The organism is Burkholderia sp. PU8-34 (genome assembly GCF_053427725.1).
Map to the genome: position 1 here is coordinate 316,517 of NZ_JBSAXC010000002.1, position 21,910 is coordinate 338,426.

Here is a 21,910-nt window from a genome sequence, read left to right on the forward strand (position 1 = left end):
GAGCGTCGCGCCAACCAGACGAACACACCATGTCGATCCAATCTGACCTCATCCACGCATTCCTCGGCGGCTGGTCGCAGCACGACCGGTTCCTGTGGCTGACCACGCCGCTCGGCGCGGACAAGCTCGTCGCCGAGAGCCTGCAGGGGTGGGAGGCGCTCGATCAGGGCGGCTTCCGCTTCGAGCTCACCGCGCTGACGCGGAACCCCGACCTGCCGCTCGCGCGGCTGATCGGCGCGCCGATCCTCGTCGAGTGGCAGGCGGCGGAGGGCGGCGACACCCGTCGCCCGTTCCACGGCCACGTCGTCGCCGCGGAGCTGATCGGCTTCAACGGCGGCCTCGCACGCGTGCGGCTCGTCGTCGAGCCGTGGCTGACGCTGCTGCGCCAGCGCGTCGACAGCTACAACTTCCAGAATGCGAGCGTCATCGAGATCAGCGAACAGATCTTCGCGCACTACGCGTGCGGCGCGATTGCGCCGGCATGGCGCTGGGCGCTCGCCGATCCGGCGAAATACGCGCAACGCAGCCTCACCGCGCAGGCGGGCGAATCCGATTTCGCATTCCTCGAACGGCTGTGGGCGGAAGAAGGGATCTTCTACTGGTTCGAGCACGAGGGCGACGCGCATTCGACGACCCTCGGCAAGCACACGCTCGTGCTCGCCGATTCAAACCAGCGCTTTGCACCCGACCAGCCCGAGATCGTCGGCTTTCACCAGACGAGCGACGGCGATCCGCAAGGCTGCGTCCAGCACTGGATGAATGCGCGGCGCTGGCGTATCGGTAGCGTCGCGCGCGCGAGCTGGGATCATCGCAGCCTGTCGACGCGTCCGACTGGCGCACGCGCGTCCGGCGCCGTCGTGCCGGGCGAGGATCGAGACGTCGCAGGCCCCTATGCGTTCCAGACCGCCGCGCTGGGCGACCGGCGCGCGCAGCAGCAGCTCGATGCGCAACGCGTGGCCGCGCAGCAGAGCGAAGGCCGCGGCACGCGCCGCGATTTGCGCCCCGGGCTGCGGTTCGCGATCGCCCATCATCCGGTGCTGCGCGCGTCCGATGCATTCGTCTGCCTGCACGTGCGGCACGAGGCACGAGCGAACGTCGGCGCCGACGTGCGCGGCGCGCTTGAACAGCGTCTCGGCAGCGTTCCCGCGATGCGGGTTGTGGACCATGACGCGCACGGCGCGGCAAGCGCGCTGCATGCTGCACTCGGCGCGGCCACGCATCACGGCGGTTCGCTGGCAGACGGCGATGCCGTCTACCGGAACCGCTTCGCCGCGTTGCCGGTCGATCAGACTTATCGTCCGCTCGCGCAGCACGGACACGGTGCGCGCGTGCACCCGGTCGCGGTGACGCCGGGCGCGCAGACGGCCATCGTCGTCGGCGCGGGCGATCCGATCCATACCGATCGCGATCACCGGATCCGGATTCAGCATCACGCGCAGCGTGGGCAGAACGCGGCCAGCCGCGAGGCACACCCGCGCGCCGCGAATGCGCCGGCCGATCGCGGCGCGGGCACGTGGACGCGGATGCTGACGCCGATCGGCGGCGACAACTGGGGTGGGGTGAGCGTGCCCCGCGTCGGCCAGGAGGTGTGGACGGAGTGGCTGGAAGGCCAGCCCGACCGGCCGGTCGCGGTGGCGGCACTCTATAACGGGCGGGGCAAGGCGAACGCGCAGCACAACGCGCTGGCGGGCGGCCCGAGCAGCAGCACGGGCAATGCGGCGGCGTGGTTCGCCGGCAACGACCACGCGGCCGTGCTGACGGGCTTCAAGACGCAGGACCTGAGCGTCAGCCAGCACGGCACGGGCGGCTATCGGCAGTTCATGCTCGACGACACGGCGGGCCAACCGGGCGCGCGGCTGTACACGACGGATCGCGACAGCGGCCTGATGCTCGGGCATCTCAAGCAGGTGCAGGACAACCGGCGTCTCGCCGACCGCGGCTACGGCGCCGAGCTGTCGACCCAGGCGGCCGGCGCACTGCGCGGCGGCGCGGGGCTCCTCGTCAGCACGGCGCCGGGCGTGAACCAGATGGACGCGAGCGCGGCGAATCAGGTGCTCGCGCAGAATCGCGGCCTGCTGCGAAGTCTCGCGGATTCGGCCCGCCACCAGCGCGCGGAGCCCGGCGGCAGCGCGCCGTACGGCACGGCGGAGGCGGGCGGCGCGCTGCCGGCCGCCGCAGCAGGCGGGCCATCGCAACTGGCGGCGATCGAAGGCCTGCAGCAGACCGAGGCGTCGATCGGCGCAACGCGCGAAGGCAGCGGTGGGGGCGATGCGGCGGGCGGCGGCAGCGGCAGCGCGGTCGCATGGCGGCAACCGCATCTCGTCGTGCACGGTGCCGCCGGCATAGCCGCTCTGACGGCGCAGAGCCACGTCTGGGCGTCGGGCGCCGAGACGGTGCTGAGCGCGGGGCGGGATGTACAGATCGCGACGCAGGGCAAGACGAGCGTCGTGGCGAAGGAGGGCATTGCGCTCTATACGCACGGTGTGTCGGGCAGCGATCGCCCGGTGGCCGGACAAGGTATCGCGCTGCATGCAGCGACGGGTGCCGTCACGGTGCAGGCGCAGAACGCCGGCACGCTCGATGCGAACGCGCAGCGCGCGGTGACGGTGTCGAGCGCGCAGGCCAGCGTGGCGGTGCAGACGCCGAAGCGCCTGCTGCTGACGGCCGCCAGCGCGTTCCTGAAAATGGAAGGAAACGACATCGTGATCGGCGCGCCGGGCAAGGCGACGTTCCATGCCGCGCAGCATACGCTGACCGGCCCGCGTTCCGCGAACGTCCAGCTTCCGTCGATGAACAAGCCCGCGTGCGTCGAGTGCATGCGGAATCTCGCGCATCGCCACGAGGCGATCGCTACCCGTGGATGATCGCAATGACGTCGTTGATGCACGATTGGGACAGGGTTGCGCAGCAGGAGCATGCGGCGTTTTCCGGCACGCACCGCTACCTGCTGGTCGACGCGTCGCAGCTGCCGATCAATGCATTGGCCTGGCGCGAACTGATCGCGGACGGAAGCGTGCGCAACCTGCTTGCCGATCAACCCGAAGCGAGCCATCCGGAAGTGTGCGCGCTGCTGTGCGAATACACGGCCCCGCCTGTGGCCGCGCTGCTGGCGCGCCATCTCGCGCGACGGCCGTTCGCGTTTCTCGCGCTGGTCAGCGTGTATCCGCCGGATGTGCTGGCGCAGAAGCTCAACGTGAGGACGAAGGTGAAGCTGCCCGACGATCGGGACGGATTGCTGCGGTTCTACGACGCGGCAGTGTTTCAGACGCTGGCGGGCGCATTGTCGGAAGCGCGCTACCAGGCGCTGTTGTCGCCGTGCGTGTCGTGGACCTACGTGCGCCGTGACGGCAGCGTCGGCGTCGCGCAGCATCCGCGCCGGCACGAACGCATCTTCTATCCGCGCGTCGATACGCAGGAGCTCGAAGCGTTGCGGCACGGAAGTCGGCCGGACGCCATCGTCGCCGAGCTGACGCGCAACGGACGGATTCCGGTCGACGCCGATCCGTTCGCGACCTACGCGAACATTCGAAGCGTGGTCGCGCTGCTCGATGCGCACGGGCTGCAGGACGACGGGCTGGCTTACCGGATCGGCGCGATCCTGGCGATGTATCCGGGCACTTCGCCCGACGATGCGGCGGTCGCCGATTGCATCGCCGCCCATCGCGACGACCCCGACGCATTGTGCGACGCCGTGCACGACCACGTGTTCGGGCGTCACGTTGATGCGTCGCCGCCTGCGGCGGAACCGGAGGCGCAACGATGATCGCGCGGACGCCTTTTTCGTTCCGCGGCCGCGCAGGGCGGATGCAATGGTGGTGCGTGACGGCAGCGCTGCTGGGCGCCGGCTCGGTCGTTGATGCGATCGCCGCTTGGCCGGCGCTGCAGCGTTCGCCGGCGGCTGTCGACGTCGCGGGCTGGGCGTTCGCGGTCGTCATGGTCTGGATGCTCGCGGCGGTTTCGGCCCGGCGCTGGCATGACATCGGGAGGTCGGGATGGTGGACGCTCGTCCACGCGATTCCCGTCGTCGGCGCATTCATCGCGATCGCGGCGAATGGGTTCGTCGCGGGCGAGGCCGGCCGGAATCGCTACGATTCGCCGTCGCCGGGGCAGCAGGACAAGGGGGCAAGTCTGTGAGGGTATCGATGAAATTCAGTCAGGGAGTGCGCGTATTGGCGCTGGCGGGGCTCGGTGTGCTGGCGGCGTGCGGCAGGCACGGCGGCGCGGAAGCAGCGGCGGATCCGCATGCCGTATGCGTCACGGGATACAACGAGTACGACCGCAAGCTCCACGAGTTCTGGCTCGATAACGAGCACAAGTCGGGGTGCTTCGGCAATCCGTCGGCACGGGAGGCAGGCGAAGCGTTCGGCGGCGGCGGCGGATTCGCTTGCGGCTGCACGGTGACGCCGGGCCAGAAGGTGAAACTGTTCTGGGAATTCGCGCAGCCGCTGGCCGAGATCCAGCGCGGCGTGCCGCCGGAACGCAAGACGATCGACGTGACGATACCGCAGCCGGAGTCGCCCACGTCGCGCTACCTGCGCGTGTATTTCCGCAAGAACGGTACCGCCGAGTTGCAATGGGTGGACGACATGAACGCGCCCGAGCTGAAACCGACGCAGGAGAAGTGAGCGCGATGGCCGAAATCAACCTGAAGAAGGATGCCGCATCCGCCGAGATGGATCGCGTGAAGGCGGAAGCCGAGCAGATGTGTCCGGCCTGCGAGCATATGTTGTGGGTCAGCTTCTATTTCGACGGCTTCGGCTTCGGCGAAAAGGACGGGCCGCGGACCAACATCCTGAAACTGTTCAACGCCGCGTATGACAAGAAGAACAAGAACATGCGGCGCTTCTACTATCCGGGCCTCGGCGCCAACTTCGATCCCGAATCCGGGGTGCTGGGCGCGGTCCTGAAGGACAAGGCGACCGACACGCTGGGCGAGAAGTTCAAGGACAAGGCGAAGGAGATGACCGTCGGCAAAGCCAAGGAGGAAGCGCTGAAGCGGGCGGGCGACGCGTGGACGAAAAGTGGCGAGATCAGGAATCCGACGCTGGGCAACCGCGTGGGCGACACGTTCGACACGTTGCTCGGGCAGGCGAAGGGCGGCGTGAGCGACGCGAAGAAGCGGATCGAGCGCGCGATCGCCCGGCCGTCGTCGGAAAAGAACCGCGCGCTGCGATACCTGCGCCGCGAATGGCGAGGCTTCTGGCGCGATGTCGTTCGGTATCCGTACCGGATACCGAAGACCATCGTCAAGGAAATCGGCAAGGAAACGCTCGGCGCCGGCGTGGAGTCGTTCCGTTTGACACGCGATACCAGACTCGGCGCCGCGCTGTTCAACACGGGCGTGGATACGCGGCTGAAAGCGGCGGAAGAAGACTTCAAGGCGGCGGTCGCGGGCGCGAAGAAAGCGGGCACGCTGAACAGGATCCATATCGCGATCTTCGGCTACGACATGGGCGGTGGTCTGGCGCTCGCGTTTGCCAAGCGCCTGCTCGAGGAAACCTGCAAAGGCGGGAAATACGACGGCGTGCCGATCAAGATCAAGTTCATGGGGCTGTTCGACTGCGTGACGAACCGCTTCGACGACAACCTGCTGACGGGTTACATCCCGCTGAGCAATGCCGTGTCGTCGGATCTGATCCTGTCGCCGGACATCGAGAAGTGCGTGCATTACGCGGCCGCGCACGAATTGCGCGTCTACAAGCCGCTGACGATGCTCGGCGCCGATCCGGCCGATGGGCGCGGGCGCCGCCAGGAGCGCCTGTTTCCCGGTTCGCAGGTGGATGTGGGCGGCGGCGCGATCGACGGGGAAGACGGCATTTCCGACAAGCTCGCGCGCGTGCCGCTCGAGATGATGTATTACCGTGCGTACGGCGCCGGCATCCCGATGCCAAGCCTCAACGCGCTCGCCAACGAGGACGGCGCGCTTTATCAGCAGATCGTTGCGCCGCCCGACGTCGAGCGTTTCCATCTCGACTATCGCCTGGCCGTCAAGAAACTCGTGACGACGACGCGGGAGATTCCCAACCTGTCGGGCCTCGGCCTCGGCAAGGGGATCGGCAACGGCATCGGTTACGGCAACCGGCCCGGCATGCCCGGCATGCAGAAGCCGTCGGGCGGCCCGCTGGATTTTCTCAATCCCAAGGCTGCGTCCGATCCGATGGACGGATGCCGTCCGCAGGACGCGGCGCCGCCGCGTCCGATCGTGGTCACCGACCTGCCGAAGGACATCCAGGGTGAGTTGAAGGGACACATGGTCGTGTACATCCAGTGGCTGCGCATGTGGTACGACCAGCCGCGGAACAAGACGGCCGCAGACCAGCGCAAAGCGGGCTGGCTCGGCGGCGCGGCGGATCCGCTGGCATACGGTCGCTACGACAAGCTGATGCGCGAGATCGACTATCTGAAGCAGCACGGCACGCGGCCGATGCCGGGCTTCGACCAGAAGCAGGCGTTGAAGCAACTCGGCGGCGACGTGCCGGCGTCGATGTTCAACCTCGATCCGCAGGCGCAGGCGCTGTTCTGGCTGTGGAACAATCCGGGCGCACGCTTGCCGCAAGTCGAGGCCATGTATCCGATATTCGTCAAGCACATGCACGACAGCATGGCCGAGAGCGATATCGAAGCCGTATACAGCCACCTCGTCGCGATCAAGAACTACATGAACACGCGCGCGATGCAGAAAATCGCGACGGCGCCGGACAAGACGTTTCTCGATCGTGTCGCCGATGCGTACCATTCGCTGTTTCCGTCCGGCAGCGCAACGTCCGGCGCTGCGGCGGCAGTCCGCTAGCATCCGGCACGCCGGCGAGGTTCGCCGCTGCGCGGGCTTGACGATGCGCGAGCGCGTCGCGCGATCGATGCACGCGGAAGGGGCGGAACGTGCGCGAGCGGATTACTTCGAGATATACCAGAGCGCGTCCGTGCTGACGCGCGACGGTGACGACGTCGCGGCCGGCGGCTGAGCCGGCGCGGCGGGCGGCGGGGCAGCGGACGTCACAGCCGTCGGCAGCGTGGCGGCTGCGTTTGCCGTCGATGCGGATGCCGACGTCGACGGCGTATTCAGATACCACAGTGCATCGGTCGATGCCGCGCGTTTTGCCTGAGTGTCGGCGGGCTTCGTCGGCGATGCGGGCGCGGCGGCCGTTGCCGTCGTGGCCGCCGCCGCTGGCCGCTGCGCCGTCGCGCCGGCCTGGGCGTTCGCGCCGGCGAGGTCGCGCTGCGCGCGTGCCTCGAACGGCCCGAGCTGGAAGATTAACGTTTGCGCGGGACGCGTCAGCACGGCATACGGAAACTGCAGCTCCCACGACATCAGCACGCGGCCGGCGGGCGTTTCGGTGAAGATCGCCGGCACGTGCTTCATGTCGCTGAACTGCACGTAGATCCGGGAGCCGTCGTCGAATACCTGGGTCGGCTTCGCCTGGTCCGCACCTGTGACCGTCCACCCGAAGTTGTATGCGCCGGCAGGACCGGCAGGCCCGCCGGGCGGCGGCGCGGCCATCGCCACGGTGCGCGGGCGCGTGACTTGCGGCGTCGCAACGTTCAGGGCGGCGAACGGGTTGTACGCCTGTTGCGGCGGCGTGAAAGAGGGCGGAAGGATAGGCATGGGAGTATCCGGCGAATCCGGCATGGTCCGGATCGCATCATAGACCTTGCGCGCATACGCGAGGCGCTTGTCGGGCGATGCGGAGTTATACGCGCCGATCGCGTTCCAGTTGGGGCCGAGCTGGCGGATGTTTTGCGACAGGATCCATGCGCCCACATACGCGTTCGTGCACGGATCGAACAGGCTTTGCTGCGTGATGCCCTCGCGCGCGAGCGTCGGCAGCCACGTGCTGTTGATCTGCATGAGCCCGATGTCGATCGTACCGTTCGTGTTGGTGTTGACGGCGTTCGGATTCATCCCCGATTCGACCTGCGCGATTCCGCGCATCAGGCTGACGCTCACATGCTGGAACGCGGCCGCGTCGTCGAGGCAGTCGGCGCGCGCGATGCCATGGAGCGCGAACGACATCGCAATCGTCGAGGCGAGGGTCAGCGTGGAGCGGCTGATCGAACGGGCGGTCTGACACGGCATGGCAGGATGGGGCGGAATCCGGCCGCCCGGTGCAAGGAATTTACGCAGACGCGAAGTGTGCCATAGCGCGCATGCAAATGGCTCGTGTCGAACTTTCCTTTGCATTTGCGCGCCGCGCAGCCGGCCGATGTGCATCAGAAGCGGTGACGCAGGCCGAGGTTGACCATCGTCTGCGAGCTCGTGCCCGCGTAGCCGTACGAACCGATCGACGCCGGTGCGGCCATCGCGCCGCCGTTGCAGTCGCCGGGCGATTGGTGCCAAGGGGATGAATGGCGTGGCGAATACACGCGAAGCCAGCAGGTGGATTCGATCCGTCGATGCGTATTGGGTGCGAGAATGCGGGCGCTTGCCCCGTCATGCAACCGTCTGCGGGCGCACGCCGGCCCCTGCGCATCGCTTCGAGAGAATCTGAATGGACAGTCACATCGCTGCGGTGGAGCTGAAGAAAGCCTACCGCCTCCTCAATCACGGCCCGACCGTGCTCGTGTCGGCGCGTCACGGCGGCACCGACAACGTGATGGCCGCCGCGTGGGCCTGTGCGCTCGACTTCATGCCGCCGAAGCTGACGGTCGTGCTCGACAAGAGCGCGAAGACCCGCGAACTCGTCGAGCGCAGCGGCATGTTCGTGATCCAGGTTCCGACTGCCGCACAGTTGACGCTCACGCATGCGGTCGGCAGCCACAGCCTCGCCGACCGGCCTGAGAAGCTGCGCGAGGCCGGTGTCACGCTGTTCGGCATCGACGGCCACGACCTGCCGTTCGTCGCTGGCTGCTCGGGCTGGCTCGCGTGCAGGCTGATTCCGGAGCCGCACAACCAGCAGACCTACGACCTGTTCATCGGCGAGGTCGTCGGCGCATGGTCCGACACGCGCGTGTTCAACGACGGCCACTGGCATTTCGAAGGGGCCGATCCGGCATTGCGCAGCCTGCACTACATCGCAGGCGGCAATTTCTATGCGATAGGCGAGCCGTTGTCGGTCGACGCCGGCAAGACCGACGCGCAATGACGCAGCGCGCCGGCGCGGGTCACGGAATCAACAGCTCGCGGCGTCCGTCCGGATGCTCGATGCGTTCGCCCGACATGCGCAGGCGCTGATCCGCGCGGTAATCGTAGACCGCGCGCGACGCGGCGAGCTGCGCGAAATCGAGTTCGACCGTATGACGAGATTCGCTGTTGGCGGCTTCGAACAGCAGGTGTCCGAACGGATCGGCGGCGAGGCTGCCGCCGGCGAACACGACGTCGTGCACGCTGTCGCCGACGCGGTTGGCGACGACCGCGAACACCTGGTTCTCCATCGCGCGCGCGGCGACGGACGTGCGATGTACGTGGCGGTACGGCTCCATGTTGCCGTCGGTCACGAGGATCAGCTCGGCGCCGAGCTCGGCGAGCGCGCGCCCGCTTTCCGGGAATTCGCTGTCGTAGCAGATCAGCAGGCCGATACGCACGCCGCGCCATGCGACGGTCGCGTAGCGGTCGCCGGGCAGCACGACGCCATGCTCGCTGACCCACAGATGAGTCTTGCGATAGCGCAGCGCGATGCCATCCGGCGTGACGAACACCGTCGTGTTGTAGAAGCGGCCGCCGTCGTTTTCGATCAGGCCGACGACCACCGCGACGTCGCGCGCCCGCGCGGCGGCCACGACTGCGCTGACGCTCGGGCCGTCGAGCGGCTCGGCCACGGCGGCAAGGTTGCCGGGATCGAGGAAGCCGGTGAGCTGCGCCTCGGGAAACATCACGATGTCGGTGCCGGGCGCGCAGGTGGCAATGGCGTCGAGCGTGCGCTCGAGGTTGTAGCGCGTGTCGCCGTCGCGACCTGCGAGCTGGTTGATGTCGACTTTCAGTTTCATGGGCGGGATACGGGTAGATGAGCCGGCCGGAACAGGCGCAGGGGACGGATTGCAAACAGGCCCTAGTATGCGCTGACCGGCGGGAATTCCCATCCCGCCGATGCGTTAACCCGTTGGGGGTATTGATCGGCCGTCGGCCGCGCGTGGCTGTCAGCCCGGAAAGAGCCGGATACGCGGCTGGCGCGAATCGTGTCCCCGGGCGCGGCGGTGGCCGAACCTGCCGGCGAACGTCGAACGGCGAACGTCGAACGGTGACGGCACGCGGCTCACCATGCGCGTCACGCGTCGATCTGCGCGTTCAGGAACAGCGAAAACAGCTCCGACTGCGAGTTGATGTTCAGTTTTCCGTAGATGTTCCGGCGATGGACCTTGACCGTTTCCGCGGAGATCGCCAGCTTGCCGGCCACTTCCTTGTTGGAGCGGCCGCTGAGGATCAGCCGCACGACGTCGAGCTCGCGCGCGGTGAGCGGCGTGCCGAGCCGTTCCATCGCCTGTTCGAAGCCGCCCCGGGCGCCGGACGCGCGCCCCGGCGCGTGCTCGGCCGGCGCGCGTTCGAACGTGAGGCGCTGGCGCATCAGCGCGGACACCCATGGGCGCATCAGGTCGAGCAGCGCGACGTGCTCGGGGCTGAAGCGCCGCTTGCTGCCGAGCGACATGCACAGCGTGCGCGTGTCGTCGAGCCGGACGTTGTACTGGACTTCGTCTTCGACGACGTTGTGCGTGAAGTACAGCGTGTAGTAGTCGGTGTCGCGAAAGCACTCGGGCGCGACGTCGGAGAGCCGGAACAGCCCGCTTTGCGGCGCTTCGCGGTTCGCAATGTAGAACGGGTCCAGCAGGTACAGCCCCTGCACGTAGTCGCGAAAGAGCGGGTCGGGCCCGCCGCCTTCGTACGGGCATTCGGCGAATACTTGCGGGCGGTCGTCGCTGAACAGCAGCACGACCCAGCTGTCGACCGGCACGTACTCGTCGATTTGCCGGGTCAGTGCGAGCCAGAAGCCCGGCTGGTCGAGCGACTCGACGAGCCGGCCAATCGATCGGTGCCATGCGACGTCCTGCAGCGTGAGGTTCATGCGGATTGCCGTGTCGGGTATGCGTGTTTGCGGGTTGGGCGGAATTGAAGCTCGAGATCGTACCGCCGCCCGGCCGGGCTGGCGAGGCGCGCCGCTACCGGCGGAGCATGAAGGCCGGTTGTCCCCCGGGATAGCGACTAATATTCAAGACATCGGCGAGCAGCCGCGCACGGTACGGCGCGGTGCGGCGCGCCGCGGCGCCTTCGTCGCGGATGCCCGAGAACGCCGGAAGGAGGGGCGGGAAATGCGGCGAATCTACGTGCTGTTGCCCAATGCGAAGAGCGCGACGCACATCATCAACGAATTATTGCTCAGACGAGTCGAATGGCGGCACGTCCACGTGCTGGCGGCGCCGGGCATCCAGACCGAAGACCTGCCGCAAGCGACGCTCACGCAGCGCAGCGACCTGCTGCCGGCGCTGGCGCGCGGCACCGCGGTCGGCTGGTTCACGGGGATGGTGGTCGGGCTGCTCGCGCTCGTGTTCCATCCCGAGGGGCTCAAGATCGCGGCGGGCGCCGTCGTGGCGATCACGCTGGTCAGTGCCGGATTCGGCGCATGGACCGCGACGATGATCGGCGTCAACGTGCCGAACACGCGGCTCAAGCGCTTCGAACAGGCGGTCGAGAAGGGCGAGCTGCTGATGATGGTGGACGTGAAGACCGATCGCGTCGACGAAATCGAGGCGCTGATCAAGAAGCACCATCCGGAAGCGGACGTCGAAGGGCACGATCCGACGATTCCGGCGTTTCCTTGAGCGCAGCGGCGCTGCGCATGACGGGCCTCCGAAAGCGCAGCGCCGGGTTTCGAGCCGATCCCGCCGGCGTCGCGATATCCGCCGGCCCGTCCGGCGCGTGACGGCACGCGCCGGTTGCGGCGTTGCGTCAGTCAACCATGAATGGCTGCAGGAATCGGTTCGGGGACGGAACGCTAGCACCAGACGACGTGGTCATAGGAAACCGTACGCCGATAGACCTCGCGTCCCTGCCACGTGGTGTATTCCATGTAGGCGCTGGCCAGCACCACAATCCAGTTGTTGAGCCTCATCGCTACCGCTCCGGTCGATGCGTTGCACGCTATGCCGGTTCAACCGGCGCGAGATCGGCCCGTAGCAAACGGGGAGCGATGCGCCGCGATGCAACATCAACCGACCTGTCCAACGAGCATATCGATGCAACCGGCGGAGCAATGCAAACGATTGTCAATTCAAAGCGGTGCGCGGAACGCAGCCCTGTCCCCCCGAGATCGATTGGCCAAGCATGACAATCGGGCGGGCTTGCGGCGCCGACGTGACTCGCCTGATTTCCTCGGACCATTTCATTCCCTGAGAGCGGCCTCGATGCCCATCGCCTCCGGCATCGGCGTGTCGCGTGCCGCGAGCTTCGATCCGTCATGCAGCGCCGATCCTGCGACCGAAATCAGCGCCGCGCGCATCACACGTACAGATACCGAACGAGGTGAAAGAACACCGGCGCCGCGAAACAGATCGAATCGACGCGATCGAGCATCCCGCCGTGGCCCGCGATCATCGAGCCCCAGTCCTTCGTGCCGAGCGAGCGCTTGACGGCCGACAGCACGAGCCCGCCGACGAAGCCCGCGATCACGATCGCAAGCGAGATCCCGAACGCCGCGCCGAAGCTGAACGGCGTCACGCGATACAGCGACGCGCCGCACAGCGTCGCAAGCAGGCCGCCGCCGACGAAGCCTTCGACCGTCTTCGACGGCGACAGGCGCGGCGCGATCTTGCGGCGTCCGAACAGTTTGCCGACCACGTACTGCAGCACGTCGCTGATCTGCACGACGACGAGGAAGAAGAACAGCAGCAGCGCGTTTTGCCCCGCGTAGTGCGGAATGTCGAGGATCAGCACCGCGGGCGCGTGGCTCAGCCCGTACACGCACACCATCAGCGCCCAGTTGATCTTCGCGTTGCGGCTCAGGAATTCGCGCGTGTCCTGCGTGAGCGCCGACACGAGCGACATCGCGAAGAACAGGTGCACGGGCACGAAGATCGAATACATCCCGTACCAGTTGATCCCGAGCAGCAGGTATTGCACCGGAATCGCAACGAAGAACGCGATGAAGAGCGTCGTGTGGTCGCTCGCGGTGGTCGGCGTGAGCGTGATGAACTCGCGCAGCGTCAGGTACGACAGCACCGCGAACACGAGATAGGTGACGTTGTTGCCGAGGCCGATCGCGATCACCATCACCGCGATCATCGCCCACCATGCGCGGATGCGCTGGTTCAGGTTGACGATCGTCGCGCTGGTGCCGCCACTGCGTGCGCCGAGGATCGCGCCGATCACGGTCGCGACGGTCAGCAGCGCCGTGACGCCCCCGACCAGTTCCCAGAAAAGAGTTCGCATGTCGATATCCGGATGAGGAGGGAGGCGCCGCGCTCAGCCTGCCGGGCGGTGCGGCGCGAGCGCGACGATCGCGTCGCGCATGCGGGCGAGGAACGACGCCTTGTCTTCCTGCTCGCCGCGCGCCTCGTTCGCGCCGAAGTGCACCTTGCAGATCAGCGGCACCGGCCAGATCGCACCTTTCGGCATGATGCGCTGCAGGTTCTCGAGATAGACGGGCGCGAGCGCGACGTTCGGGAATTCGCTCGCGAGATGGAAGAGCCCGCTCTTGAACGGCTGCGGCAGCGCGTCCGCGCCGCGCGTGCCTTCAGGGAAGATGATGATCGAGTGGCCTTCCTTGAGCGCGTCGCGCACGGGGTCAAGCGGGTGGCCGCCCCGCGGATGGCCGCCCCGCGGGTCGCCGCCGCTTTCGCGGTGCCGGTCGATCAGCACGACGTTCAGCAGCTTCTGCGCGATGTGGCGCTTCGCGTTGCTGCTGTCCCAGTAGTCGCGCGCGGCGACGGGCCGTACCACCGCGCGCACGTTGCGCGGCAGCGCGGCGAGGATCGCAAGCGTGTCGATGTGGCTCGTATGGTTCGAGAAATAGATCTTTTGCGTCGGGGACGGCGGCGCCTGATGCCAGACCGGATACGCGCCCGCGACGAGCCGCACGATCGTCAGCAGGAAATCGCGCTGCCACACATGCAGGATGTTCATCGGCGGCACGCCTCCTGTTCGCATGCCCGCTGTGCCGCGCGTGCGCAGCGGACGGGGTCCCGGAATGCCGGCGCGGCATGCTGCGCGTCGGACGGCCAATGGTTAGAATTTTTCAAATTCGTGAATGCCTGTCGCTGGTCCGCGATAATCGGCCGAATAATCGGCGGGTTTCGCGATGACCGGTGTGAATTGCCGCTATTGCACGAGCGCACGAATAACAATTCGAAAAGATTCCTTATTGCATTCGGGCCAGCGGATTATCGCGAGTTTCCGGGTAAAACGCCAGATTGCCGCGCGGCGCCCGCCCGGCGGGCATTCAGTGGCACGCTTGACGCTTCCATGCCGCTCGGCGACGATGATGGCCGTTCAATGACAACCCGCATTCCGCCGGCGGGGCACGGCCCGCGGAAACGCACCAGCCATTCGTGCGAATAAAACGATGAGCCTCTACGCACTCAAACCCAAATTCCAGGACCGCCTGCGCCCGTTAGCCAATTTGCTCGCCGAGCGCGGCGTCACCGCGAACCAGGTCACGTTGTTCGCGGCCGGCGGCTCGATCGTCGTCGGCGCGCTCGCCGGGCTCGGTGTGTTTGCAAGGGCGCTGTTCCTTTTGATTCCGCTGTGGCTGTTCGCCCGGATGGCGCTCAACGCGATCGACGGGATGCTCGCGCGCGAGCACGGGCAGAAGAGCACGCTCGGCGCGTACCTGAACGAGCTCGGCGACGTCGTGTCGGACATCGCGCTCGTGCTGCCGTTTCTCGCGGTGCCGGCGTTCACGCAGGCGGACGTCTGGCTGTTCGCGCTGTTCGCGGTCATCGTCGAATGCGCGGGGCTGATCGGGCCGCTCGTCGGTGCAAGCCGCCGCTACGACGGCCCGTTCGGCAAGAGCGACCGGGCGCTCGCGCTCGGCGCGTTCGCGCTGTGGATCGGCGTCGGGATGCCGACGGGGAGCGTCGCCGCATGGCTGTGGCGGCTGCTGATCGTGCTGTCGATGGTGACCGTGGCACGCCGCGTGCAGGCCGGCATCCGCGAAGCGGGCGGCTGACACCCGCGGCGCCGGAGGGCGGCGCCGAATGCATGCCCGAATGCATTCAAATAACGAAACAATAACGAACCGAGAGAAATCACATGAGCGCACGCAACGTCCGCGAGGCGGACTTCATCACCCACGACGGCGAGACGCTCTTCTATCGCCACTGGCCCGCTACCGGCGCACGCTGCCGCGGCGCGATCGTGCTGCTGCATCGCGGCCACGAGCATTCGGCGCGCGTCGCGCACCTCGTCGACGAGCTCGACCTGCCCGAATTCGCGTTCTTCGCGTGGGACGCGCGCGGCCACGGCCGTTCGCCCGGCGCACGCGGCTACAGCCCGAGCGCGGCCGCGTCGGTGCGCGACCTGCAGACCTTCGTCGAACACATCCGCGACACGCACGGCATCGCGATCGAGGACATGGCCGTCGTCGGCCAGAGCGTCGGCGCGGTGCTCGCGGCGGCCTGGGCGCACGACTACGCGCCGCCGATCCGCTGCCTCGTTGTCGCGTCGCCGGCGTTCCACATCAAGCTGTACGTGCCGTTCGCGCGGCCCGGCCTGCGGCTGATGCACAAGCTGCGCGGGCTGTTCTACGTGAACAGCTACGTGAAGCCGAAGTTCCTCACGCACGACCCCGAGCGCATCGCGAGCTACGCGGCCGATCCGCTGATCACGCGGCCGATCGCGGTCAACATGCTGCTCGACCTGCACGACACCGCGAAGCGGATCGTCGCCGACGCGGCGGCGATCACCGTGCCGACGCAACTGCTGATCTCCGGCGCCGACTGGGTCGTCCATCGCGGCCCGCAGGACCGCTTCTACGAACGGCTCGGCGCGGCGCGCAAGGAGCGCATCGTGCTGCCGGGCTTCTATCACGACACGCTCGGCGAGCGCGACCGCGCGCAGGCGCTCGCGCCGCTGCGCGCGTTCGTGCTGCGCGAATTCGACGCGCGCAGCCCCCGCGTGTCACTCGCGGACGCCGACCGCCGCGGCGCGTTCCACGACGAATACGCGGCACTCCAGCGGCCCCCGGCGAATCCGCTCGCACGCGCGTACTGGGCGATCACGCGGGCGGGGCTGAAGGCGGGCGGCGCGCTGTCCGACGGGATCGCGCTCGGGCTGAAGCTCGGCTTCGATTCGGGGTCGACGCTCGATTACGTGTACCGCAATCACGCGCAGGGGCGCTTCGGCGTCGGCAGGCTGATCGACCGCACGTATCTCGACTCGCCGGGCTGGGTCGGCATCCGCCAGCGCAAGGTGCATCTGCAGGAACTGATCGGTGCGGCGATCGCAAGGCTGCGCGGCGCGAGCGCGCCGGTGCGGATCGTCGACATCGCGGCCGGGCACGGCCGCTACGTGCTCGACGCGATCGCGTCGGCGGCCGAGCGCGACGGCGCCGCGCCCGACGACATCACGCTGCGCGACTACAGCCCGCCGAACGTCGAAGCGGGGCGCGTGCTGATCGCGCAGCGCGGCCTCGAGCCGATCGCGCGCTTCGAGCGCGGCGACGCGTTCGATGAGGCATCCCTCGCGACGCTCGAGCCGCAGCCGACGCTCGCGATCGTGTCGGGCCTCTACGAGCTGTTCGGCGAGAATGCGCTGATCGAGCGCTCGCTGCGCGGGCTCGCGCAGGCAGTGCCGCCGGGCGGCTATCTCGTCTACACGGGGCAGCCGTGGCACCCGCAGCTCGAGTTCATCGCACGCGCGCTGAACAACCACCGCGGCGACGCGACCTGGGTGATGCGGCGCCGCTCGCAGGCCGAGATGGACGAACTCGTCGCGCGCGCGGGGTTCCGCAAGCTCGACCAGCGGATCGACGAGATGGGCATCTTTTCGGTCAGCCTAGCGCAGCGGGTCGATCCGCAGGTCGATCAGCGGGCCGACGCGTGATGAGCGAGCTCGGCGGCGATGCGCGCGGCCTGGCCGCGCAGGCGGCAGCCGGCACGCGCGACGCGTCGTTCGCGCTGCGCGTCGGCTGGCTCGCCGTGATGGGCGCGGTGTTCTTCTCGACTTACGGCTTCGCGAACTGGCTCGCCGCGCGGCGGCCGTCGGTGCCGACCTTCGCGTTCGGCTGGGAGCACGCGATTCCGTTCGTGCCGTGGACGATCATGCCGTACTGGTCGATCGACCTGCTGTACGCGCTGTCGTTCCTCTTCTGGACGCGCCGCGCCGACCTGCTCGATCACGTGAAGCGCCTGCTGACCGTGCAGCTGATATCCGTCGCGTGCTTCATCGCGTGGCCGCTGCGCTTCGGCTTCGAGCGGCCCGACGCGGGCGGCATGGCCGGCGCACTGTTCACGCTGCTGATGGGCTTCGACAAGCCGTTCAACCAGGCGCCGTCGCTGCATATCGGGCTGCTCGTCGTGCTATGGGCCGTCTATGCGAGGCATCTGCGCAGCCCGTTTGCGCGCGCCGTGCTGCATCTGTGGTTCGCGGCGATCGGTGTGTCCGTGCTGACCACCTACCAGCATCACGTGATCGACGTGCCGACCGGCGCGGCGGTCGGCTGTCTCGCGTTGTTCCTGTTCCCGTTGCGCGATGCCGCCGGCCGGCTGCCGGGCGCGGAGGCGGCGCCGTCCGCGGCAAGCCGCGCGCTGGCGCGCCGCTATGCGCTCGGCGCGGGCGTCGTCGCGCTGGTCGCGCTCGCTTGCGTGCCGCGCGCGGCCGGCTGGGCGCTCGCGGCGGGGTGGGCCGCGCTGGCGCTCGCGTGCGTCGCGTGGATCTACCGGCGCGGCGCGCCGGGCGCGTTCCTGAAGGGCGCCGACGGCCGGTTCCCGCCGTTCGTGCAGTGGCTGCTTGCGCCGACGATCGCCGGCGCATTCGTCAACTCGCGCGCATGGACGTTCCGCCATCCGGCGCCCGCGCGGATCGACGAGCGCGTGTCGATCGGCCGCGCGCCGACGACGCGCGAACTGCGCCGGCACGGCTTCACCGGCCTCGTCGACCTGACCGCCGAAATGCCGCGCTGGGCCGCCGCCGATGCGTCGCTCGCGTATGCGGCCGTGCCGCAGCTCGATCTCGTCGTGCCGACCGCGCGGCAGTTGCAGCACGCGGTCACAGCGCTCGAGCGGCTGCACGGCGAGGGCCGCGACGTGCTCGTCTGCTGCGCGCTCGGCTACGGCCGCAGCGTGCTGTGCGCGGCCGCGTGGCTTGCGATGCGGCGCGGACTGCACGATGCGCGCGACGCGCTCGCGGCGGTGCGGGCGGCCCGGCCGCGCGCGGTGTGGTCGGAACAGGGCGTCGCGGTGCTGCAGGACTGGATCGACCGCCGTGCGGCGGCGGGGCACGCGTGATGTGCGACCCGTCCGCTCCGTTCCGGATTGCCGCGGCCCGCGGCGCGCTCGATGCCGGCGTCTGGGCGATCGCAGCGGCCTTTGCCGCGGCGCTCGCCGGCGGGTGGGTTGCCGCCGGGTGGGCTGCGGCGCCGCTTGCGCGCGTGCTGCTCGCGACCGTCAGCACGGCGTCGGGCATCGGCGCGTTGTGGTACGCGGTGCGGATCGCGATCGACCGGCGGCTGTTCGCGGCGCTCGCGCGCACGGCGGCGCCGGACAGCGCCGGCGATGCGCTGGCCGCGCTCGACCGCGCGCTTGCCGACCTCGGCTGGATCGACGATACGAAGGCGGGGCGCTCGCTCGATGCGCGCGTGCGCGGCGCGGTCGGGCTGTGCCGGACGGCGATGTTGATCGCGGTTGCGCAGTGGCTCGTCGTCGGGGCCGCGATCGCGATGTCGGGGTTCTAGGGGTTTATCGGTGCAAAGGCGGGCGAGGCGCTCGCTTTGCGTCTGCGTGTCGGCCCGGTCGAGCCGGTTCGGCAGGATTACGCCGAATTCGTCGCCGCCGCGCCGGCTGCACCCGTCAGGCGCGGCACCTGCTCGGCGACGTAGGCCATCACGCTGCCGAGGTCGAGCCCGAACTTGGCGATCTCGGATTGCGCGGCAATGATGCTCAGCTGCGTATCCGGGGTAGGGGGCGATGGCGATGGATTGATTCAAGTCAATGCTTCCGCATCGAAAGTGCGAAGAACGGCGCCGGAATGCGCTAGCATACGCGCCGCCCAAGCGGACGCGCGCCTGGCGGCCTGCAACGGGCCGCCGCCGACGGACTGTCTGTCGGGCCGGTGCCCGGGATTTTCCGCACCGGCAGAATGCCGTCCGGCATTGTGCCGTTCGGCGATTTCAGTGGCAGTGGCGCAATTCGTACCTCCTGCGCGCGTGACGCAGCATTTCTGACCGAGGTTGAGGCTTTTTTGCCTCGTTGTTTCGAATTGGGGTACGTTTTCATCTATTTTTGAGATAGTGTGACGAATCATCGGATTCGCGCGCGTGCTGGTGTCAGGCAGGCCGCGAAACGGCGCGGGGGCGCCGTCGTGACCGGTCACGCCGTTTCGATCAAGACCATCAAAATTCGTACCAAGGGGAAGCATTGGGGATGTGCATTCGCCTGACCGGCTGCGCTGCGCGCGTCGCCGTCGACATCGTCGGCAAGCCGACGAAACGGAGCCGTGCATGAAGCCGGCCGTTTCGTTGTTCGTCTCGATCACGGCGGCGGCCGGCGCGTTCTACGCCGCTTGCCTGCCGGCTGCCACGCCGGCTGCCACGCCGGCGGCATCCGCCGCTGCGCCGGTGCCGGTCTCGGCGCCGGACGCTGCCGCCATCGCCGCGACTGCGGTTGCCGTGTCGCCCGTGGCGGCGCCCGGCGGGCTGTCCGCGACCGGACCCGCGGCCACCGTGCGCATGCCGTTCGCGACGCTCGGCGCGTTCGAGCCGCTGCGCCTGCGCGGCGCCGACGACGCGCGCACGATCAACGCCGGCGTGCGGCTCGACCGCGTGGTCACCGGCGCGCGGCTGCGGCTGACCTACGCGTATTCGCCGTCGCTCGTGTTCCCGATGTCGCACCTGAAGGTCTCGGTCAACGGCGAAGTGGTCGCGACCGTGCCGTTCGACCCGCCGCGCGCGGGCCGGATGGTCACGCAGGATATCCCGATCGATCCGCGTTACTTCTCCGACTTCAACCTGATCGGGCTGCGCCTGATTGCGCACTACACGCTCGACCATTGCGAGGATCCGACGAATTCGGCGCTGTGGGCCGACGTGAGCCCGACGAGCGAGCTGATCCTCGACGAGACGCCGGTGCGCCTGCCGAACGATCTCGCGCTGCTGCCCGCGCCGTTCTTCGATCGTCGCGACAACGGGCGCGTGCGCCTGCCGTTCGTGCTGCCGGCGGTGCCCGACACGGCGACGCTGCGCAGCGCGGGCGTGCTCGCGTCGTGGTTCGGCGCGCTCGCCGATTATCGTCACGCGCGCTTCCCGGTGTCGTCGACGCTGCCGGCGAACGACAACGCGGTGCTGGTCGGCCCGGCCGCAACGTTGCCGCCGGGCCTTGCGCTGCCGTCCGTCAACGGCCCGCTGCTCGCGGTCGCGGACAACCCGGCCGCACCCGACCGGAAGCTGCTCGTCGTCACCGGCCGTACCGCGGCGGAAGTCGACGATGCGGTCGCGACGCTGGTGCTCGGCCGCGTGGCGCTGTCCGGGCCGTCGGCGACGGTCGCGCACGTCGACCTCGGCGCGCCGCGCAAGCCGTACGACGCGCCGCGCTGGCTGCCGGTCGATCGCCCGATCGCGTTCCGCGAACTGGTGGCGGATCCGCGCGAACTCGAAGTGCGCGGCACGTCGCCGGACGCGATCCGTCTGAACCTGCGCGTGCCGGCCGACCTGCATTCGTGGAACGGCGCGGGCGTGCCGATCACGCTGCGCTACCGCTACACGGCACCGACCGTGCAGGACAATTCGACGCTCGCGGTCGAGATCAACGAGCAGCTCGTGAAGTCGTACCGGCTCGGCCCGGCCCACGCCGAGGACGCGCGCGGCCGCATGCAGCTGCCGCTGCTGTCGGTGCCCGAAGGCCGCGTGACGAGCGACGTCGACATCCCCGCGTTCCGCGTCGGCAGCGGCAACCAGCTGCAGTTCCGCTTCACGCTCGATTCGCAGAAGACGGGGCTCTGCTCGAGCACCGCGACGGAGCCGCAGCGCGCGGCGATCGACCCCGATTCGACGATCGACTTCTCGCACTTCGTCCACTACGCGCAGTTGCCGAACCTCGCGTATTTCGCGAACAGCGGCTTCCCGTTCACGCGCTTCGCGGACCTGTCGCAGACGGCGGTCGTGATCGCGGACAAGCCGTCGCCGCAGGAGCTCGAGGCGTACCTGACGATGCTCGGCCACATGGGCGGATGGACCGGCTTCCCGGCGTTGCGCGTGCAGGTCGCGCGCTCCGGCGGCGTCGCCGCGCTCACCGACAAGGATCTGCTCGTGATCGACGGCGCGCCGTCGTTCCCGCTGATCGAGCGTTGGCGCGCGGCGCTGCCGCTGTCGCTCGGCGAGGCAGGCGGCGGGCGCGGCACGCGTGTCGCGTTCACGGTGAAGGAGCGCTGGCGCAATGGCGTCGGGATGGCCGAAGGCGGCGCGCACATCGAGCAGGCCGGCTCGCTCGCGGCGCTGCTCGGCTTCGAGCTGCCGGGCAGCCGCGGCCGCAGCGTGGTCGCGATGACGGCGACCGATGCGCCGCACCTGAACGATCTCCTCGACGTGTTCGAGAACGCCGGGCTCGTGTCGCAGCTGCAGGGCGACCTCGCGCTGGTGCGGCCGGGCACGGTCGACAGCATGCGTGTCGGCGAACCCTATGTGGTCGGTTTCGTGCCGTGGTACGCGCGGGTCTGGACGCACGCGGCGCGGCATCCGGTCGCGCTCGGCGTGATCGGCGTCGTCGCCGGGCTGCTGCTCGCGCTCGGCGCGTTCAGCGTGCTGCAAAGGATTGCCGCGCGGCGACGGGGGATGTGACG

Annotated in this window: 18 protein-coding genes; 12 read left to right on the forward strand and 6 right to left on the reverse strand. The window is 68.6% G+C overall.

Going from position 1 to position 21,910, the window contains the following annotated elements; all coding sequences use genetic code 11:
- The first annotated feature begins 29 nt into the window (after window positions 1-29).
- Genes ACV22Z_RS06155 through ACV22Z_RS06175 form a run of 5 tightly spaced genes read left to right on the forward strand, consistent with a single transcriptional unit; the run spans window position 30 to window position 6,790 of the window.
- Window positions 30-2,864, forward strand: coding sequence for a type VI secretion system Vgr family protein (locus tag ACV22Z_RS06155; protein WP_448075432.1), 2,835 nt, complete (start codon window positions 30-32; stop codon window positions 2,862-2,864).
- Window positions 2,865-2,869: 5 nt separating this feature from the next.
- Window positions 2,870-3,763: a DUF4123 domain-containing protein gene (locus ACV22Z_RS06160; RefSeq protein WP_448075433.1), complete on the forward strand. Its 894-nt coding sequence runs from the start codon at window positions 2,870-2,872 to the stop codon at window positions 3,761-3,763.
- Window positions 3,760-4,134, forward strand: a complete 375-nt coding sequence (locus ACV22Z_RS06165; protein WP_448075434.1) for a DUF805 domain-containing protein — start codon at window positions 3,760-3,762, stop codon at window positions 4,132-4,134. Before ACV22Z_RS06160 ends, ACV22Z_RS06165 begins: the two co-directional genes overlap by 4 nt.
- Before the next feature lie 8 nt (window positions 4,135-4,142).
- Window positions 4,143-4,625 (forward strand): hypothetical protein, encoded by a 483-nt coding sequence (locus tag ACV22Z_RS06170; RefSeq protein WP_448075435.1) that lies wholly within the window; start codon window positions 4,143-4,145, stop codon window positions 4,623-4,625.
- A 5-nt stretch (window positions 4,626-4,630) separates the two neighbouring features.
- Window positions 4,631-6,790 carry a phospholipase effector Tle1 domain-containing protein gene (locus ACV22Z_RS06175; protein WP_448075436.1) on the forward strand — a complete coding sequence of 720 codons (2,160 nt, stop codon included), beginning with the start codon at window positions 4,631-4,633 and terminating at the stop codon, window positions 6,788-6,790.
- Window positions 6,791-6,892: 102 nt separating this feature from the next.
- Here the strand turns inward: ACV22Z_RS06175 and ACV22Z_RS06180 are convergent, their stop codons facing one another.
- Window positions 6,893-8,074: a transglycosylase SLT domain-containing protein gene (locus ACV22Z_RS06180; protein WP_448075437.1), complete on the reverse strand. Its 1,182-nt coding sequence runs from the start codon at window positions 8,072-8,074 to the stop codon at window positions 6,893-6,895.
- Window positions 8,075-8,486: 412 nt separating this feature from the next.
- Here ACV22Z_RS06180 and ACV22Z_RS06185 point away from each other — a divergent pair, with 412 nt between their 5' ends.
- Window positions 8,487-9,080, forward strand: coding sequence for a flavin reductase family protein (locus ACV22Z_RS06185; RefSeq protein WP_448075438.1), 594 nt, complete (start codon window positions 8,487-8,489; stop codon window positions 9,078-9,080).
- 19 nt (window positions 9,081-9,099) lie between these two features.
- Here the strand turns inward: ACV22Z_RS06185 and ACV22Z_RS06190 are convergent, their stop codons facing one another.
- On the reverse strand, window positions 9,100-9,921 hold the full coding sequence (locus tag ACV22Z_RS06190) for a nitrilase-related carbon-nitrogen hydrolase (RefSeq protein WP_448075439.1): 822 nt from the start codon (window positions 9,919-9,921) through the stop codon (window positions 9,100-9,102).
- A gap of 278 nt (window positions 9,922-10,199) precedes the next feature.
- A complete protein-coding gene (locus ACV22Z_RS06195) occupies window positions 10,200-10,991 on the reverse strand; it encodes a response regulator transcription factor (RefSeq protein WP_448075440.1) in 792 nt (263 codons plus the stop codon).
- A gap of 244 nt (window positions 10,992-11,235) precedes the next feature.
- Between ACV22Z_RS06195 and ACV22Z_RS06200 the strand changes: the two genes are divergently transcribed.
- Entirely contained in the window at window positions 11,236-11,745 is a 510-nt protein-coding gene (locus ACV22Z_RS06200) for a DUF1269 domain-containing protein (RefSeq protein ID WP_448075441.1), read from the forward strand.
- Window positions 11,746-12,421: 676 nt separating this feature from the next.
- Here ACV22Z_RS06200 and ACV22Z_RS06205 read toward each other — a convergent pair.
- Both ACV22Z_RS06205 and ACV22Z_RS06210 read right to left on the reverse strand, forming a co-directional pair.
- A complete protein-coding gene (locus ACV22Z_RS06205; protein WP_448075442.1) occupies window positions 12,422-13,351 on the reverse strand; it encodes a phosphatidate cytidylyltransferase in 930 nt (309 codons plus the stop codon).
- A gap of 33 nt (window positions 13,352-13,384) precedes the next feature.
- Window positions 13,385-14,044: a lysophospholipid acyltransferase family protein gene (locus ACV22Z_RS06210; RefSeq protein WP_448075443.1), complete on the reverse strand. Its 660-nt coding sequence runs from the start codon at window positions 14,042-14,044 to the stop codon at window positions 13,385-13,387.
- 439 nt (window positions 14,045-14,483) lie between these two features.
- On the opposite strand from ACV22Z_RS06210, the gene ACV22Z_RS06215 reads away from it, so the two are divergent.
- The 4 genes from ACV22Z_RS06215 (at window position 14,484) to ACV22Z_RS06230 (ending at window position 18,812) form a co-directional block, all read left to right on the forward strand.
- Complete coding sequence (locus ACV22Z_RS06215; protein WP_448075444.1) at window positions 14,484-15,089, forward strand: CDP-alcohol phosphatidyltransferase family protein; 606 nt, start codon at window positions 14,484-14,486, stop codon at window positions 15,087-15,089.
- An 83-nt stretch (window positions 15,090-15,172) separates the two neighbouring features.
- Window positions 15,173-16,963 (forward strand): bifunctional alpha/beta hydrolase/class I SAM-dependent methyltransferase, encoded by a 1,791-nt coding sequence (locus ACV22Z_RS06220; protein ID WP_448075445.1) that lies wholly within the window; start codon window positions 15,173-15,175, stop codon window positions 16,961-16,963.
- Window positions 16,963-18,366 carry a phosphatase PAP2/dual specificity phosphatase family protein gene (locus ACV22Z_RS06225; protein WP_448075446.1) on the forward strand — a complete coding sequence of 468 codons (1,404 nt, stop codon included), beginning with the start codon at window positions 16,963-16,965 and terminating at the stop codon, window positions 18,364-18,366. The genes ACV22Z_RS06220 and ACV22Z_RS06225 overlap by 1 nt, the downstream gene beginning before the upstream one ends.
- Complete coding sequence (locus ACV22Z_RS06230) at window positions 18,366-18,812, forward strand: hypothetical protein (RefSeq protein WP_448075447.1); 447 nt, start codon at window positions 18,366-18,368, stop codon at window positions 18,810-18,812. Before ACV22Z_RS06225 ends, ACV22Z_RS06230 begins: the two co-directional genes overlap by 1 nt.
- Before the next feature lie 248 nt (window positions 18,813-19,060).
- Here the strand turns inward: ACV22Z_RS06230 and ACV22Z_RS06235 are convergent, their stop codons facing one another.
- The gene (locus ACV22Z_RS06235; protein WP_448075448.1) at window positions 19,061-19,495 is read right to left on the reverse strand and encodes a hypothetical protein; all 435 of its coding nucleotides are present in this window, start codon (window positions 19,493-19,495) and stop codon (window positions 19,061-19,063) included.
- Between the two features lie 82 nt (window positions 19,496-19,577).
- Between ACV22Z_RS06235 and bcsB the strand changes: the two genes are divergently transcribed.
- The gene (bcsB, locus tag ACV22Z_RS06240; protein ID WP_448075449.1) at window positions 19,578-21,908 is read left to right on the forward strand and encodes a cellulose biosynthesis cyclic di-GMP-binding regulatory protein BcsB; all 2,331 of its coding nucleotides are present in this window, start codon (window positions 19,578-19,580) and stop codon (window positions 21,906-21,908) included.
- Window positions 21,909-21,910 lie beyond the last annotated feature (2 nt).

Bases quoted from the DNA above. Each gene is read 5' to 3' on its own strand.
- ACV22Z_RS06155 (WP_448075432.1), top strand. From the start codon at position 30: ATGTCGATCCAATCTGACCTCATCCACGCATTCCTCGGCGGCTGGTCG.
- ACV22Z_RS06160 (WP_448075433.1), top strand. From the start codon at position 2,870: ATGACGTCGTTGATGCACGATTGGGACAGGGTTGCGCAGCAGGAGCAT.
- ACV22Z_RS06165 (WP_448075434.1), top strand. From the start codon at position 3,760: ATGATCGCGCGGACGCCTTTTTCGTTCCGCGGCCGCGCAGGGCGGATG.
- ACV22Z_RS06170 (WP_448075435.1), top strand. From the start codon at position 4,143: ATGAAATTCAGTCAGGGAGTGCGCGTATTGGCGCTGGCGGGGCTCGGT.
- ACV22Z_RS06175 (WP_448075436.1), top strand. From the start codon at position 4,631: ATGGCCGAAATCAACCTGAAGAAGGATGCCGCATCCGCCGAGATGGAT.
- ACV22Z_RS06180 (WP_448075437.1), bottom strand. From the start codon at position 8,074: ATGCCGTGTCAGACCGCCCGTTCGATCAGCCGCTCCACGCTGACCCTC.
- ACV22Z_RS06185 (WP_448075438.1), top strand. From the start codon at position 8,487: ATGGACAGTCACATCGCTGCGGTGGAGCTGAAGAAAGCCTACCGCCTC.
- ACV22Z_RS06190 (WP_448075439.1), bottom strand. From the start codon at position 9,921: ATGAAACTGAAAGTCGACATCAACCAGCTCGCAGGTCGCGACGGCGAC.
- ACV22Z_RS06195 (WP_448075440.1), bottom strand. From the start codon at position 10,991: ATGAACCTCACGCTGCAGGACGTCGCATGGCACCGATCGATTGGCCGG.
- ACV22Z_RS06200 (WP_448075441.1), top strand. From the start codon at position 11,236: ATGCGGCGAATCTACGTGCTGTTGCCCAATGCGAAGAGCGCGACGCAC.
- ACV22Z_RS06205 (WP_448075442.1), bottom strand. From the start codon at position 13,351: ATGCGAACTCTTTTCTGGGAACTGGTCGGGGGCGTCACGGCGCTGCTG.
- ACV22Z_RS06210 (WP_448075443.1), bottom strand. From the start codon at position 14,044: ATGAACATCCTGCATGTGTGGCAGCGCGATTTCCTGCTGACGATCGTG.
- ACV22Z_RS06215 (WP_448075444.1), top strand. From the start codon at position 14,484: ATGAGCCTCTACGCACTCAAACCCAAATTCCAGGACCGCCTGCGCCCG.
- ACV22Z_RS06220 (WP_448075445.1), top strand. From the start codon at position 15,173: ATGAGCGCACGCAACGTCCGCGAGGCGGACTTCATCACCCACGACGGC.
- ACV22Z_RS06225 (WP_448075446.1), top strand. From the start codon at position 16,963: ATGAGCGAGCTCGGCGGCGATGCGCGCGGCCTGGCCGCGCAGGCGGCA.
- ACV22Z_RS06230 (WP_448075447.1), top strand. From the start codon at position 18,366: ATGTGCGACCCGTCCGCTCCGTTCCGGATTGCCGCGGCCCGCGGCGCG.
- ACV22Z_RS06235 (WP_448075448.1), bottom strand. From the start codon at position 19,495: ATGCTTCCCCTTGGTACGAATTTTGATGGTCTTGATCGAAACGGCGTG.
- bcsB (WP_448075449.1), top strand. From the start codon at position 19,578: ATGAAGCCGGCCGTTTCGTTGTTCGTCTCGATCACGGCGGCGGCCGGC.